At 40.8% G+C, this 16,530-nt stretch carries 11 protein-coding genes; 8 read left to right on the forward strand and 3 right to left on the reverse strand.

Annotation, left to right across the window (positions count from 1 at the left end; translation table 11 throughout):
* The first annotated feature begins 45 nt into the window (after positions 1–45).
* From RF53_RS16515 to RF53_RS16540, 6 genes are all read left to right on the forward strand, one after another.
* Positions 46–1,011, forward strand: coding sequence for an aldose epimerase family protein (locus RF53_RS16515; protein WP_039038315.1), 966 nt, complete (start codon positions 46–48; stop codon positions 1,009–1,011).
* A 213-nt stretch (positions 1,012–1,224) separates the two neighbouring features.
* Positions 1,225–3,969 carry a TonB-dependent receptor gene (locus RF53_RS16520; RefSeq protein WP_039038316.1) on the forward strand — a complete coding sequence of 915 codons (2,745 nt, stop codon included), beginning with the start codon at positions 1,225–1,227 and terminating at the stop codon, positions 3,967–3,969.
* 193 nt (positions 3,970–4,162) lie between these two features.
* Positions 4,163–5,689, forward strand: a complete 1,527-nt coding sequence (locus RF53_RS16525; protein WP_039038317.1) for a tryptophan halogenase family protein — start codon at positions 4,163–4,165, stop codon at positions 5,687–5,689.
* Positions 5,690–5,701: 12 nt separating this feature from the next.
* A complete protein-coding gene (locus RF53_RS16530) occupies positions 5,702–6,463 on the forward strand; it encodes a SapC family protein (protein ID WP_039038318.1) in 762 nt (253 codons plus the stop codon).
* 51 nt (positions 6,464–6,514) lie between these two features.
* Entirely contained in the window at positions 6,515–7,981 is a 1,467-nt protein-coding gene (locus tag RF53_RS16535) for an SLC5 family protein (protein ID WP_006791304.1), read from the forward strand.
* Between the two features lie 305 nt (positions 7,982–8,286).
* Complete coding sequence (locus RF53_RS16540; protein WP_039038319.1) at positions 8,287–10,419, forward strand: alpha-galactosidase; 2,133 nt, start codon at positions 8,287–8,289, stop codon at positions 10,417–10,419.
* Between the two features lie 61 nt (positions 10,420–10,480).
* On the opposite strand, the gene RF53_RS16545 is transcribed toward RF53_RS16540, so the two are convergent.
* Positions 10,481–11,182, reverse strand: a complete 702-nt coding sequence (locus tag RF53_RS16545; protein WP_006791302.1) for a FadR/GntR family transcriptional regulator — start codon at positions 11,180–11,182, stop codon at positions 10,481–10,483.
* A 197-nt stretch (positions 11,183–11,379) separates the two neighbouring features.
* Between RF53_RS16545 and RF53_RS16550 the strand changes: the two genes are divergently transcribed.
* A complete protein-coding gene (locus tag RF53_RS16550; protein WP_008127054.1) occupies positions 11,380–12,138 on the forward strand; it encodes an SDR family NAD(P)-dependent oxidoreductase in 759 nt (252 codons plus the stop codon).
* 3 nt (positions 12,139–12,141) lie between these two features.
* The gene (locus RF53_RS16555; RefSeq protein WP_039038321.1) at positions 12,142–13,086 is read left to right on the forward strand and encodes a 2-dehydro-3-deoxygalactonokinase; all 945 of its coding nucleotides are present in this window, start codon (positions 12,142–12,144) and stop codon (positions 13,084–13,086) included.
* Positions 13,087–13,165: 79 nt separating this feature from the next.
* Here RF53_RS16555 and glpD read toward each other — a convergent pair whose 3' ends face one another.
* Both glpD and glpK read right to left on the reverse strand, forming a co-directional pair.
* Entirely contained in the window at positions 13,166–14,653 is a 1,488-nt protein-coding gene (gene glpD / locus RF53_RS16560; protein WP_039038322.1) for a glycerol-3-phosphate dehydrogenase, read from the reverse strand.
* Between the two features lie 203 nt (positions 14,654–14,856).
* A complete protein-coding gene (gene glpK / locus RF53_RS16565; protein WP_039038323.1) occupies positions 14,857–16,359 on the reverse strand; it encodes a glycerol kinase GlpK in 1,503 nt (500 codons plus the stop codon).
* Between the last annotated feature and the right edge of the window lie 171 nt (positions 16,360–16,530).

The following is a 16,530-nucleotide window of genomic DNA, read 5'->3' on the forward strand; positions in this document are numbered from 1 at the left end:
AACTAATATAGTTTTCTAGGTAACTTTTGAGGAATGTGCGTGACGATGACAACCATTGATGAACCAATGCAGGTTATACAGCTTAGTGACTCTAAGAATCTAACAGTCGAAATATTGCCATTTGGTGCAATAATTAAAAGCATTAAATTTAAAAACCAAGAAATGACGCTTAGCGTCGACGATCCTCAGTACTATCTTGAAAACCCATTTTATTTAGGCGCTACAGTAGGTCGATACGCTAATCGTATCGCTGAAGGTCGTTTTCACTTATCTGGCTCGCAGTATCAACTGAAAGCAAATAACGGCCCTAATAGCCTACACGGCGGCGTTAAAGGCTTTAATAAAGTACTTTGGCAAGTAACCAAACAAACCGACAGTGAGGTTGAGCTTTATTATTGCTCAGCGGATGGCGAAGAGGGTTTTCCTGGAGAGTTAAAAGTATGGCAGACTATTACGGCAGAAAATGGACAGCTTCTACTTAAGTTTAAAGCGACTTGCAATAAAGAAACTCTCGTTAACTTCACTAACCATTGCTATTTTAATCTTGAGGGCAGTGATACTATTGAGAACCATTTACTTCAGGTAAATGCGACCCACTATTTACCCATTGATGAGCACAGCATCCCATTGGGCGAGCCTGCCCCCGTTGCAAATAGTTGCTTTGATTTCATTAAGCCAAAATTAGTTAAAGATGCATTAACGCAAAGTCACACCCAATTAGATGCAGCTAATGGTTTAGATCACTGCTATGTATTTGAAAACGACGACAGCCTTCATACCATGGCTACTTTAACGTCGCAGCAAACCGGTATTAATTTAACACTCAAAAGCACTCAGCCAGGCATGCAGTTATACACAGCAAACTTTGTTGGTGCTCCTTTTAAGGCACGACAAGCACTGTGCCTTGAAGCGCAAAATTGGCCTGATGCGCCAAATCGCGAAAATTATCCTAAAGCTAATTTATTGCCTGATGAAGAATATAGTCAGGTTATTATTTACGCGTTTTCGTAAGTAAACTCAATACGTTAACATGATGTTTTATGTTAAAAAAAAGAAAATAAAAAGAAAACCCATAGTAATAAAATAATGCCTACAACTAAGGAAAGGGTTGCACTTTTACTTAGTTTAAAGTATTTATAATATAAATAGTATTTGAAATAATTTTAAAGCTATTCAACCATCACAACGACAAAATGACTACACACAATCAGGAGTTTTTAAAAAATGATAATTAACAATAAGTTATCGTTCAACAAGAAAACCGCGCTTAGTATTGCTATAACAGGCATCTTGGCAAGCGGTAGCGTTGCAGCTCAAGGCGCGGAAGGTGATACACCTAAAGTAAATGAAGATGTTGAAGTTATCGCAGTAACGGGTATACGCAGCAGCTTACGTTCATCAATGTTAGATAAAAAAGCATCTAATGTTGTTACAGACGGAATTAAAGCAGAAGATCTTGGTAAATTCCCTGATTTAAACGTGGCAGAGTCTCTGCAACGTATTACAGGTGTAGCTATCGACCGAAGTGGCGGTGAAGGTCAAGCCGTAACAATTCGTGGTTTCGGTCCACAGTTTAATACGGTTCTTGTAAACGGTCGCCAAATTGCGACTGATAGTGCAGGGCGAGAATTCAACTTTGATGTGTTAGCGGCTGACCAAATTACAGGTGCTGATATTTATAAAAGTAATAGCGCTTTACTTCAGGAAGGCGGTATTGGTGGTACGGTTAACGTAACAACTGCACGTCCTTTTGACTTTGGCGGCTTGCATGTAATTGGTTCAGTTAAAGGCATGTACGAAAGCCTATCTGAAGAAGTATCTCCTTCGGCATCATTTTTAGTAAGTAATACATTTAACGACGATAAGTTGGGTGTACTTTTCGCTATTACTAATCAGCAGCGTAAACTTCAAAATAACCAAATTTTGACAGCCGGTTGGCGCGGTGGCCAAACAATTTCTAACCCACAAGACGGTGTGTTATTTGATAATGCATACATTCCACGTAACTGGGACCAAGTTGTTGATGAGCAAGACCGTGAGCGTACTAACGCAAGTCTAGTGCTTCAATATGCACCATCGGATGACATTACAGTAACGGTTGATGGTTTAATTTCGAAATTTGAAGTTGATTCAACAGTTCGCGACCTTGCATCTTGGTTTGAACCAGATCGTGTAGGCAGTGCAACAATTGATGAAGCAACAGGTACACTATTAACGTTTAGCCAAGATGTAGGTTTAGGTGCGCCAAGTGGTAACCCTGCAAGTGACTTTGTATCTCATACACGTAACTCTCGTGATGTAACTAACAAAGCATTTGGTATTAATGTTGATTGGCAAGTAAACGAGTCATTAAAAGCGAAATTTGATGTATCTCGCTCAACAGCTGAAAATGATCGTGCTGGTCGAGATCGTTTTAACGTAGTGGGTATTATTAACAGCTACAGCTTTGATGGCACAGGCAGTGTTCCAACTGTTCAGCATGATGGTTTTGATAATGGCTCTCTTCCAGATCCAAGCCTTGCTCGCCTTCATTACAACGAAATGGGTAACCAGTTTACCAACGAAGACGAAATTACAGAAGCGAAAGCCGATTTTGAATATGTACCAGATAAAGGGCCGGTAGAGCGCATTAACTTTGGGGCTTATCGTCAAGAGCGCGAAAAATCTAGCTTCCAAATTTTTGGTAGCCAATGTCAGTTTTGTGGTTACGGCACTGAAGCGCCTACTGACGTAATTGATTTTGAAGCATACCAAGCAAATAACTACTTCCCTGGCTTAATTGACACATTCTACACCTACGACGGTGATAAAATGCTTGATTACCTAGCGGATCAGGGTTTCCCTGTTACACCTACACTGCAAAATAACCGTTACACAATTAACGAAGATATCACTAGCTTATACATGGACTTCACTATAGGTTTTGACCTAGCTGATATGCCTGTAACGGTTAACATGGGTGCGCGTTACTCAGAGACAGATATTGATGTGTCTGCAGTTCAAAGTTTTGTAACAGACGTAGTACCTACATCTGATGCAACGTTATTTGCTAACGTATTTGGTCCTGCAACAAACATTACACAAGGTACAAGTTACTCAAACTTATTACCTTCTTTGAATGTGAAGCTTGAGCTTCAAGAAAATATGGTATTACGTTTTGCAGCGTACGACAGTATTACTCGTCCAACAATGTCGCAGTTATCGCCTGCAACAACGTTTAACGAACCTCGTCGTCAAAACTTAACGGCAAGTGGCGGTAACCCAGCACTTAAGCCATTCCAATCTGAAAACTGGGATATTTCTTACGAGTGGTACTACAACGATGCTAACTTATTTAGCTTTGCGGTATTCAGTAAAGAAGTTGACGACTTTATTGTTACGTTAACAGGTGCAGAAACTTATACCATGTCTGACCGTAACGGCCCTGATTTTGCGTGTACTACATGTACAGACCAAACAGATGAAGAACTTGTTGGTAGCTCAGAAGTTTACACTGTAACGCGTCCACAAAATGGTGAGTCAGCAACAGTTACGGGTTACGAAATTGGTGTAACTCATATGTTTGAGAATGGCTTTGGCTTTATTGCTAATGCTACAGTAGTAGATAGCGATATCAGCATTGGTTCTGATACATCACAAACATTTGCACTTGAAGGTTTAGGTGACTCACAAAACTTAGTATTGTTTTATGAGCAAGATAACTGGCAAGCACGTGTTGCGTACAACAACCGTGAAGGCTTTTTACGCTTAGTTGATAATGGCTTCAATGGTGAGCCAGTGAACGTAGAAACTTACGGTCAGTGGGATATCAGTGCAAGCTACGATATTAACGAAAACTTCACTATATTTGCTGAAGGTATCAATATTACTGAGGAAGAGTTAGTACAAACAGGTCGTTTTGCTAACCAGGTTTACTCAGTTGAAGACAATGGTTCACGTTACGCGTTTGGTATTCGCGGATCGTTTTAATTGATAAAGGGGCGATTAATCGCCTCTTTGTTTTCATTGCAGTGCTAAAGGCACTAATACCAATTGGGTTATTTTATCGGTAATGTATATTAGATAACCACATTGATTAAAATGAGACCACGTTAAATACAAATGCCCTAACGGGCATTTGTTGTCTAAAACGTTATCAAAAATACTCAAAGAGTAGTCCATTATGAATAAAGCAGTAAAAACAGTAGCGGTAATTGGTGGTGGCACAGCCGGGTGGCTCAGTGCTGCACTTATTGCGTCGTATCATCAAAGCCAAAATGGAGACGGCTTAAAAGTAATGTTGGTGGAATCATCAGATATTCCAACCATTGGTGTCGGCGAGGGTACATGGCCCACCATGAAAAACACACTTCAACAAATTGGTTTACGCGAAGTCGATGTATTTAAAACGTGTAACGCAACCTTTAAACAAGGTGGAAAATTTGTAAATTGGACGCATGGTAATAATGACTTTTACTATCACCCATTTACAGTGCCACTGGGTTATGGCCGCATTGATTTAGCGCCCTATTTAGATAATGTTGTTGACTATGCACAGCAAACTAATTTTCAACACGATATTTGTGAGGCTAGTTTAGCACCTCGTGGCATTGCGCAAGGTGAATATCAAGGTAATTGCAATTACGCCTACCATTTAGATGCGGGCGCCTTTGCTGAAATGCTTAAACAGCATAGTAAAAGCAAGTTAGGCGTTGAGCATGTTATTGGCACTGTCAATGAAGTAAAACTAGATAATGACGGGGCAATAGATACCCTGACCTTAAAAGATCAAACCCGCACTATAAACGCCGATTTATATGTCGATTGCACTGGCTTTTCTTCATTATTATTAGGTCAAGCGCTTAATATCCCATTTAAAAAAATGGACCATGTGTTATTTAACGACAGTGCACTTGCAATGCAAGTCCCTTACGCAGAGGGGGATGAGTCACTTGCGAGTCATACGATTGCCACTGCACAAAACGCAGGCTGGATTTGGGATATTGGTCTAACGCATCGACGAGGCGTAGGGCATGTATATTCAAGCAAGTTCTTATCAGACGATGAAGCCGAGCAAAACCTACGCAATTATTTAGGTGATGCTGCTGAAGGCCTAACCGCGCGTAAAATTAGTTTTGAATCAGGTTACCGAGAAAAGTTTTGGCATAAAAACTGTGTTGCTGTGGGTATGTCAGCTGGGTTTGTCGAGCCACTGGAAGCAACCGCTATTATGCTTGTTGAAATTTCATCACGCTTTGTTGCAGAACATATGCCAGCAGACACAAAAGTAATGCCGATTGTTGCTAAACGATTCAACGAACAAATGGATTATCGTTGGCAGCGTATTATCGACTTTTTAAAATTGCATTACATGCTGACCAAGCGTCCTGAGCCATATTGGCAGGCACATGTTGACCCAGACACTATACCGCAAAGTCTTAAAGATGATTTACTGTTATGGGAAAGCCGAGGCCCGCTTATCCAAGATTTTCATGGGGCGCTTGAGCTTTTTCCAGCAGCGAGCTACCAGTATGTTTTATACGGCATGGGCTTTAAGCCAGATTTTACCAAGCAAGCATATTTGTACTCACAAGATGCACAAGCTAAACAAATAATTGAACGTAACAGCCAGCTTACACAGCAGATGTTGCAAACTTTGCCGCCACACCGTGCTTACATAGAGCAGTGGTTAGCAGCTAACCCAGTTTAAGGATGTGTAATTATGGCCATTAGCGAGCTATTAAATACAAAGCACCAAGCAGTAAAAATTTGCCCAAACGCAGGGCTTGAATACGCTAAAACACAGCATTTGATTAATTTAAGAGCCAGTGAAGTAGCAAAAGCCGCCTGTGATTTACCTGTTTTTTTAGCGCGTAATACACAAAACGGTAGTTATACCATATCGGCTCTAACGAGCTTTAGCGCTCAGCAAAGTTTGTTAGTAAACAATGATCAATGGCTAGCACTTTATACGCCTGTATGTATGCAAACTCAGCCATTATATTTAATGACCCGAGAAGCAAACAGTAGCGAATACTTTGTTGCTATTGACGAGCAAAACACTGCGATCAGTACAGACTCCGGTGAAGCATTATTTGATGCAAAGGGTAACCCAAGTTTATACCTAAGCTCGCAGCAAAAGCTGTTAGAAAATGATTTAAAAAATGATTATTTAACTTATCAGTTTACTCAAGAGTTAGTGCGTTTAGGGCTAATAAAAGACATTAATATTGTTTTGCAGTTTAAACAGGGTGAAACCCAAACAATTCAGGGTTTAAGCACGATTGATGAAGACAAGTTACAAGCTCTAGATAGTACAACAATCGCACAGCTACAAAAACAAGGGTATTTAAGTGCTATTAACAGCATGCTTATTTCTTTGTTTCAATTAAATGCACTCGTTAAGCTACATAATCAGCGCGAAGATTTAATGGCGCTAGCACAAGTAAAATTAGAGCTTAGTCGCGACACACACGCGCTATAAAGTGCACATTTATATTATTAAGACATTGCGTATAGCACGCAGGAGACACACATGTCAGACAACATTTTGCAGCTGGTGGTTTTTATATTTGTAACCGCCTTAATTGGCGGGCTTACCTATTGGAAGTGCCGTGGACAAAACAGAAATAATGGGGAAAGCCAAACTAAAGAATACTTTTTAGCAGGTGGGGGCTTAACGTGGATGTTTGTCGCAGGTTCAATCACCCTCACTAATTTAAGTACCGACCAACTTGTTGGAATGAATGGTAACCAAATGGCTTTATTGGTTTGGTGGGAATTAGCGGCCATTATTGGCCTGATTATTTTAGCTAAAGTATTTATTCCTGTTTATTACAAATATAACTGCACAACAACCACTGAGTTATTAGAAAAGCGCTACAACAATAAGCATATTCGCGCCGTTATTGGTGGCTTGTTCTTTTTAGGAAATGCATTAATTTATATGCCAGCGGTCATTTATTCCGGTGCGCTATTTATGCAAACCATGTTTAAAGTTGATATTCCATTAATGTATATAGCAACCGCTTTTGCCATTGTAGGCGCTATTTATGCCTTTTTTGGTGGGTTACGCGCAGTTGCGGTGTCAGATACATACAACGGGCTACTGGTGTTAGGTATGGCAATACTTGTCGTGTTCTTAGCGCTTAACGCAATTGATTACGACTTTAGCGGTATTCCACAGGAGCGTTTAACACTAATTGGCGGGCCTGATTCACCTATACCTTGGCCAACCTTATTAACAGGTATGTTATTTATTCAAATGTACTATTGGGGTACTAACCAAACTATTACACAACGTGCTATGGCGGCACCTAATGTTAAAGAAGCGCAAAAAGGTATATTTGCAGCAGCGGGTATTCGTTTTTTAATCGTACCGGCAATTGTTGTACTACCAGGTATTATTTCTTACAAGTTATATGGCGATATTGGTGATGCTGCATACGGCCGTATTGTTGGCGATGTAATGCCAGCATGGTTAACAGGTGTGTTTGCCGCAGCAATGGCAGCGGCAGTACTCTCTACTTACAACAGCTTATTAAATTCTGCCACTGCACTTTATGTCTGTGATATTCACGAAGCGTACTTTAATAAAGAGCCAAGTGTAGTAAAGCTAAGTGGCTATGTTACGTTATTACTTACCAGTTTAACGCTTGTGCTTGTCCCAATTTATCAGCAAGCCGACAGCATTATTAACTTACTACAACAGTTAAACGGCTTGTTGAGTATGCCTATATTCTCAATTTTTGTAGTGGGCTTATTATTTAAAAATGTGGATGCGCGCGCAGGTATCGCTGCGGTTATTTTAGGTGTTGTTATGTATGGCATGCTGACATTCGAAAATTCACCGCTGCATACAACCATTCATTACATTCACCTAATGCCAATTACACTTATTGTATGTGTAGCCTTTGCGTTAATAGTGAATAAAGTTGTGTTTGGGTTAACCGCACAATGGGCGGGTAAATCACCAGCGATTGATAACGCAGTTAAAGAATAAACGTTAACTAACCGACGTTAATACAATCGGCCAAAGTATAGCTTTGGCCGATTTTTTATTTTAAACAATGTGATTACCACTATAGTTAATCATTAAGTGAAACCTAAGTGGTATATCCAGTAGTTTTATCTCAGTATTTGCGATAGAAAAACTATTAAAACTCAATTTATATGATATATACTATTATTGATGGTCGCTGTCTGATAGATTGTGCCTGAACACTTTAGAGATCGCGTTAACGCCTATCGCTAACATCATCTCGGTATATTAATCACTCACACAATGAATAAGAGGATAGGAAAATCATGGCCAACACTAAATCATTTTATCGATTAGACAGTGTAAACAGCACCGTTATTTTCAACTGTCAAAGTAAAACACCTGCGTTACTTTATTTTGGGAAACGCCTATCAGAGCAAACAACTGAGCTAATGCTTACTCAGCTTGCTACTCGTCAAGAAGTAAAATGTGCCGTAGTTGAAGAAGCACCTATTTCTCTTTCTCCATTATTAGGTGAGGGCTTTACAGGTGCGCCTGGGCTTGAGCTTGTAAACGACTCTATTGCTTGGTCTGTAGGGCCAAAGTTAAAAGACGTTCGTCAGCTATCATCATCAACGCTTGAGTTTGTAAGTGAAGATACATTACGTGGAATTGAAGTCGTTCATAGTATTACGCTTGATAACAACACTAATGTCTTAAGCGCGCATACGGTATTAACTAATTTAAGTGATTCACCACTCAGCGTTAATTTTTGTGCAGCACCCACATTCCAGCTACCCGATAGCGTGAACAAAATTATAAGTTTTGAAGGACGTTGGTCAAACGAGTTTCAACGTCAATCTGTCGATTTAATACTAGGCAGCTTTGTACGTGAAAACCGTAAAGGTAAAACATCGCACGATGTATTCCCTGGTTTATTAGTTCATAGCGAAGGCGCAGGCGAGCAACAAGGCGAGTGTTATGGCTTTCATTTAGGCTGGAGTGGTAACAACAAGCTACGCGCTGAGCTACTACCAGAAGGGCGCCGTTATGTGCAAATGGGTGAGTTATTATTACCGGGCGAGCTAACCCTTGCTAAAGGCCAAACGTATCAAAGCCCACGTATTTATGGCTCGTTTTCGAGCGACGGCTTTAGCGCGCTTTCGCGTAATTTTCATCAGTTTGTTAAGGCTAATTTACTTAGCCAAGCACAGCGCAAAAAAACACGCCCGGTGCATTACAACACGTGGGAAGGTATTTATTTTGACCACGATGTAGATACGCTTAAGCAGTTAGCCGATAAAGTCGCACCATTAGGTATTGAGCGTTTTGTTCTGGACGATGGTTGGTTTAAAGGTCGCCGCGGTGATTTTGCAGGCTTAGGTGATTGGACAGTTGATTACGAAATTTACCCAGATGGTCTATCGCCAGTCATCGATCATGTAAATAGCTTAGGTATGGAATTTGGTATTTGGTTTGAACCAGAAATGGTTAACCCAGATAGCGACTTATACCGCGCTCACCCTGATTGGGTCTTAGGCTCAGAAAATAACGAGCAACTGAGCTTTAGAAACCAACTTGTGCTTGATTTAACGCGCACTGAGGTGGTTGAATATTTATACAAAGCCATTGACGATATTTTGGTTGAGTACCCAACAATTAAGTATATTAAATGGGATATGAACCGCGATATTAACCATGCGGGTAATTTTGATGGTAAGCCTGCGGTACATCAGCAAACACTGGCGCTGTATCGCTTAATCGATCGCATTAAAGCGGCGCATCCAGGCCTTGAAATAGAAAGCTGTTCGTCAGGTGGTGCACGTGTAGATTATGGTGTGCTTGCACACACAGACCGTGTATGGACATCAGATTCTAACGATGCGCTTGACCGTCTTGAAATTCAACGTGGTTGTTCGTTCTTCTTCCCATCGTCGGTTATGGGTGCACACGTAGGCCCACGTGATTGTCATATTACAGGGCGTAATGTGAGCATTGAAATGCGTGCTGCGGTATCTATGTTTGGCCACATGGGAATTGAGATGGATCCACGTGAGCTGACCGATCACGAATACAATGCGCTTAAAGCGGCTATTGCGCTGCATAAAGAGCACCGTGAATTTATTCATGCTGCCGATTTGTACCGCCTCGATAGCGACGATTTATCAATTAACTTTGGTTTAATCGACGAGCAAAAATCAAAAGCGTTATTTGCGTATAACAGCGTGCACGAAACACCGCGTACTGCGCCTAATAAGCTTCGTTTTGTTGGTTTGGATGCAGATACACAGTACACACTTAATTTAGTGTGGCCTGTTAAGTTTGAAGAATACCGCCCTTCGTCTATTGCCGCCGTCAACGGGCAAACATTTACCGGTGAAGCGTTAATGGAATTTGGCCTACAAATGCCAATTTCATTCCCGCAAACATCACTTATTTTTGAGCTTACTAAAGCTTAAAATATTAAGCAGTAAAAAGGGAGCTAAGTAGCTCCCTTTTTTAATGGTATTTTTTTAGTCATCAATCGAGTTTAGATTCGATGAGCTCTAGCGCTTCTTCTAGAATTGTTTCGACTGCTTTTTTAGCGCGCTCGGGATTACCAGATTTAATTGTGTCTAAAATATCAGCGTGTTTAGTTACGTCAGCGCCTGGTACACCTTTAATATGGTTAGTGTAACGAATACTCACTCTGAGAGCCGTACTAATAAATTCAGTCAGCTGTACAAAAAATCGGTTGTTACTGGCTACTAAAATACTGGTATGGAAGGCGATGTCGGCTTCTAACGGATCGTCTAACCCTTCATCGGCATCAGCCATGCGCGCAAGTGCGTTATCAATTTCTGCAAGCTGCTCTGGCGTAGCGCTTATTGCGGCTAACGCGGCTGCTTGTGGTTCAAGTGCAACACGTACTTGGGTAAATTCTTTTAATAATGATAGTGACGGTTTGCTGCTTAAAATCCAACGAAGCACGTCGGTATCAAACATATTCCAACTGCTTTCTGGTAATACACGAATACCTTGCTTTGGGCGCGATGAGATAAGCCCTTTAGCAGAGAGCATTTTTACTGCCTCGCGCGTTGCACTGCGGCTTACATCGTACTTAACGCATAAATCAGCTTCCGATGGTAACCCTTCGCTTACAGGATACACGCCCCGCACTATTGCAAACCCTAAATCATGGGTTAGTTGGTGAGTTAAGTTTTGGCGAGGTTGAGTTTTCATCGTGCGAATTTCCGAGTTCATTATTGCTTAATTATATATCATATATCATATTAATGTACGTAAGGATATGGTATAAACTTTTAAATCGCTAATTATTTTAACACAGCAATAACAACTTGGTTTGGCTCTTTTTCTCTAAGTAATCGTTTTTAAAGGGTTTAAGTTGAACTGAAAACATGCTGCAAGGAAATTTAATTTTGAACACTCAAGCTCAATATCACAGTCTTTCTGGCAAGGTTATTTTTATCACTGGTGGTGCGTCAGGCATTGGCAGAGCCATGGTTGAGTCGTTTGTTAAACAGCAAGCCAAAGTAGCATTTATTGATATAGATGATGAAGCGGCGCAAGCACTCATTAGCGATTTACCCGATGCTAATTTATGGTACAGGCAAGTTGATGTCACTGATTCGAACGCTTTGCAAAAGTCACTGGTCGATGCGTGTGCTGCCCTTGGTAGCGTAAATGTACTTGTAAATAATGTGGCAAACGACCGTCGTCAAGCCAGTGAAGACGTGACGGTTAAAGATTGGGACCAGTGTTTACAAATTAATTTAAATCCTGCTTTTTTTGCCTCTCAAGTGGCTATGTCGTTTATGCAACAAGAAGGTGCTGGCAGTATTATTAATTTTAGTTCTATTAATGCCATTATGGGTCAACCGCAAATGGCAGGTTATGTAACCGCCAAAGCGGGTTTAATAGGTATGACCAAAGCACTCGCTCGTGACTATGGTGAATTTGGTATTCGCGTTAATGCCATATTACCAGGCTGGGTTGCAACCGAGCGTCAATTAGCAAGCTGGTTCACTGAAGAAGAGCAAGTAAAATGGATGGAAGCTATGGCGCTTAAAAAATTAGTAACGCCAGACGACGTCGCTAATTTAGCGCTTTTTTTAGCCGCCGATGAAAGCAGTATGATCACCGGGCAAGGCATTAAAATTGACGGTGGGAGACTTTAAAGTTTGACTACTTCAACTTTGTTTATAGCCGTTGACTGGGGCACAAGTCATTTACGTGCTTACTTGTGTAAAGTAGGTGAGGGCAGTGAGTTAACGTTAATTGATCAATGTGACGGTCCTGGTGTTGTAAAAGTAAATCAACATTTTCAACAAACACTCATTCACGCAATTACACCTTGGACAGCGCAATATGGTGCACTACCTATTTATATTGCAGGCCAAATTACGTCAACGATTGGTTGGCATGAAACCCCTTATCTAGAGTGCCCAATTAACCCTGAAGGCTTGCTTGATGCTGCTGTTAGCTTTGAATGTGAAGGGCACACCATTAATGCCTTACCAGGCACAAAATGCACGTTACAAAACACGTTAATAGATGTTATGCGTGGTGAAGAATTACAAATACTGGGTTTTTTAAAACAAAACGAGCAGTATCAAACGGGCAAAATTTTACTGTGTTTACCTGGCACACATACCAAGTGGGTACTAATTAACAATGGTAAAATAATATGTTTTAAAACCGCTATGACCGGTGAGTTATACGACCTGTTATGTCATCAAAGCGTATTAATTCCTGATGATTGCGCTGAAGGTGAATTTGATTGGCAAGCGTTTGAGCAAGGCTGCGATTTAACTTTGGGCAGTGATAGCGGTAACTTAGCGCATGGCATTTTTAGTGTAAGAACACGCCAATTGTCCAAAGAACTAACCCCAGTTCAAGCTAAAGCATACCTATCGGGCGTGCTAATAGGCAGTGATGTACGCGCAGCACGTTATGCAAGTGAATGGCAACTACTTAGCAACACACAGGTTGTGGTTATTGGTACTAAGCAACTTAACACGTGTTTTACCAAGGCGCTTACAAAAATAGGGGTACAGTGTAGTGAGTTTGATATTAGATCGGCAACGCTTAGTGGGTTTAACTATTTATACCAATCGGCTGAATAGCTAATAATAAAAACCCCTTTATAGCTTGTTAACTATAAAGGGGAAAACGGGAAATAGTGATAATGAAACAGCTTATTAATCAGCGTGTTTCAATATAATTATTTAAAACTGTAATCTGCTCATCGCTAAAACGTAAACCCAGTTTACTGCGACGCCATAAAATGTTGTAAGCATTACCAGCCCACTCTTGTTTTAGTAGGTAATCAACTTCAGCAGCAAATAAGCCATGGCCAAAGTCATGTCCTAAATCACTGAGTTGTGTGGCATTACCTAAAATAATTTTTGTACGTGTGCCATACGTACGCACAAAACGCTTCAACGTCACTTCTGGTAGCCAGTTGTATAAAGATTTAAGCTCTTGAGTCAGTACTTCAACATTATCAAAGTCGCCACCAGGTAATGCGCTGTGTTTAGTCCATGCTTTACCCATTTGCGGATAAAAGTCTTCTAACTTATCAACAGCGGCTTCTGCCAGTTTACGGTAAGTGGTAATTTTTCCACCAAATACGCTTAATAATGGAGTGTGTTTACTCTCACTTGAAAGCTCTAGCTTGTAGTCTCGTGTTACGGCTTGCGCATTAATAGATTCGTCATCTAATAGCGGGCGTACACCCGAAAAAGTATGAACTATGTCTTCGCGTTTAATGTGGTTTTTAAAGTAGCTGTTAGTAATATCGATTAAGTAATCGATTTCTTCATCACTAATTTTAACATCTTGTGCTGCGCCGTTATGCTCTACATCGGTGGTGCCAACTAACGAATAGTCATCTTCAAATGGAATAACAAATACAATTCTTTGATCTTTATTTTGTAAAATATAGGCTTCTTTTTCATTGTGAATGCGAGGCACTACAATGTGGCTGCCTTTTACAAGGCGAATATTTTGTGGTGATTTTTCAATTAGCGCTTCATCAAATAATTTTGCAACCCACGGACCTGCTGCATTAACAATGCCTTTAGCCGATACAGTGTATTTACTTTTAGTATTTTGTTGCTCAAGCGTTACCTGCCATTTATTTTGCTCACGTTTAGCGTTTACACATTTGGTTTGTGTAGCAATGGTAGCGCCTTTTTCTTGTGCAGAAAGGGCATTTAAAATAACTAAACGAGAGTCATCAACCCATCCATCTGAGTATTCAAAACCTTTCACAATAGACGGCTCTAGCACGCTATTTTCGCCAAATTTTATACCTCGAGAACCGGCCAGTGTTTCGCGCTTGGCTAGGTTGTCGTACATAAACAAGCCAATGCGGATCATCCATGCAGGGCGTAAATGCGACTGATGCGGTAATCTAAAAGTAAGTGGCCACATAATATGAGGGGCATTTTTAAGCAGCACTTCTCGTTCAGCTAAAGCTTCTTTTACTAATCTAAATTCATAATGCTCAAGGTAACGTAAACCACCGTGGATTAACTTAGAACTATTTGATGATGTCGCACAAGCTAGGTCCGATTGTTCGCACAAAAGTACTTTTAAACCTCTGCCAGCTGCATCAGCTGCTATTCCAGTGCCGTTTACACCACCACCGACGACGAGTAGGTCGTATTCGTTATCTGCTAATTCCACTGTGAGCTAACCTTTTTATTTGTAATATAAATAAGACATATGCCATCATAAAGCGACCGTCAGTGTTTGACAATAGCTAACCGTGCTTTTTGATTTTAAATTTTTTAGCCTGATCTTTTTAAAATCAAACTGCGTAAAACGCGTCTTTAAATAGCGTTTGAGCTGGTTTAAAAGCCGCTAAATTTTATTAGCGACTGCATACATTACTGTTGTTGGCAATCGTCGCTAGATAGGCGAACTTGCGCTACACAGTGCTGCCATTTTGCGTATAAATCATTACGTTCATCAGCACTCATTGTTGGCTCAAAACGTCGGTCACAGGTCCACATTTTAGCGAGTTGCTCAGTTGATTCGTAAATACCTGCTTGTAAGCCGGCTAAATAAGCAACGCCTAATGAGGTGGTTTCGGTGACTGTTGGGCGCTCTACGGTTGCACCTAAAATGTTAGATAAAAAGGTCAGTACCCAGTTATTTTTAACCATACCGCCATCTACGCGCAGTACACTTGGGCGAAGTCCATCACGTTCCATTGCTTTTTGTAAATCTTTGGTTTGATAACCCACCGATTGCAAAGCTGCGGCAACAATAGTGCTAATACCAGAGTCGCGGGTTAAGCCTAAAATTGCACCACGTGCGTTAGGGTCCCAATAGGGTGCGCCTAAACCTGTAAACGAAGGCACTAAAAATACCCCATGATCAAGTGGTACATCTTTTACTAGCGATTCACTTTCGCCTGCATGACTCAACAGTTTTAAGCCTTCAACAATCCACTGCATAGTGGCACCCGCCATAAAAATGCTGCCTTCAATGGCGTAAGTGGGTTTGCCATTTAATCTATAAGCAACCGTAGTCAGTAAGCGGTTCTCAGATGTAAGGGCTTTTTCGCCCGTATTCAGCATTAAAAAACAGCCCGTACCATAGGTGCTTTTAGCCATACCTTGTTCAAAGCAAGCATGACCAACAAGCGCAGCTTGCTGATCGCCTGCAATACCACATACGCGTATTGGCGCGCCAAAAATATCTTCGCTGGTTGAGCCAAACTCGTCTGCTGAATCCATTACTTGTGGAAGCATAGATTCAGGAATACCAAATAAGTCGAGTAACTCTTGATCCCATTGCTGTGTATGAATATTAAATAACATGGTGCGCGAGGCATTAGTGGCATCGGTGCGATGCTCTTGTCCACCTGTTAGGTGCCATAATAAATAAGTATCAACGGTACCAAAGGCCAGTTCGCCAGCATCGGCTTGTGCACGTGCGCCCTCTACGTTGTCTAAAATCCAGCGTACTTTAGTGGCAGAAAAATAAGGGTCGAGCAATAAGCCTGTTTTGTCGCTAATAGTTTGGCAAAGTTCGTCAGTGCTTAGGCTTTCGCAATAATCACTGGTACGGCGGTCTTGCCAAACAATGGCGTTATACACTGGCTTACCGGTTTTTTTGTTCCATACCAAGGTTGTTTCGCGTTGGTTGGTGATACCAATAGCAATAATTTCATCAGGCTTTACGTCGTTTTTAGATAACACTTCACGGCTTGTGCTAAGCACGGTTTGCCAAATATCGTTTGGGTCATGTTCAACCCAACCGTTTTTTGGAAAATGCTGTGAAAATTCTTGTTGTGCTGACCCAAAAACGTCTGCATCTTTTGTAAACAAGATGGCCCGAGAGCTTGTGGTTCCTTGATCAATTGAGAGTATGTATTTTGACATGATATTTGTGTTATTTATCTTATCTTATATATGACTAGATTGCCTTTAACAAAGGTTAATGGCAATGGTTTTTTCTTAAAATAGCCGATTAAAAAACAAACATTTTTATATTGTGTGTTAACTCATTTATATAAAAGGTTTTTTATTTCAGTCTGGTTTTAAGGCGAAGGC

Origin of the sequence: Pseudoalteromonas sp. ECSMB14103 (assembly GCF_000813065.1) — a bacterium.
GTDB classification, from domain to species: Bacteria; Pseudomonadota; Gammaproteobacteria; order Enterobacterales; family Alteromonadaceae; genus Pseudoalteromonas; species Pseudoalteromonas marina.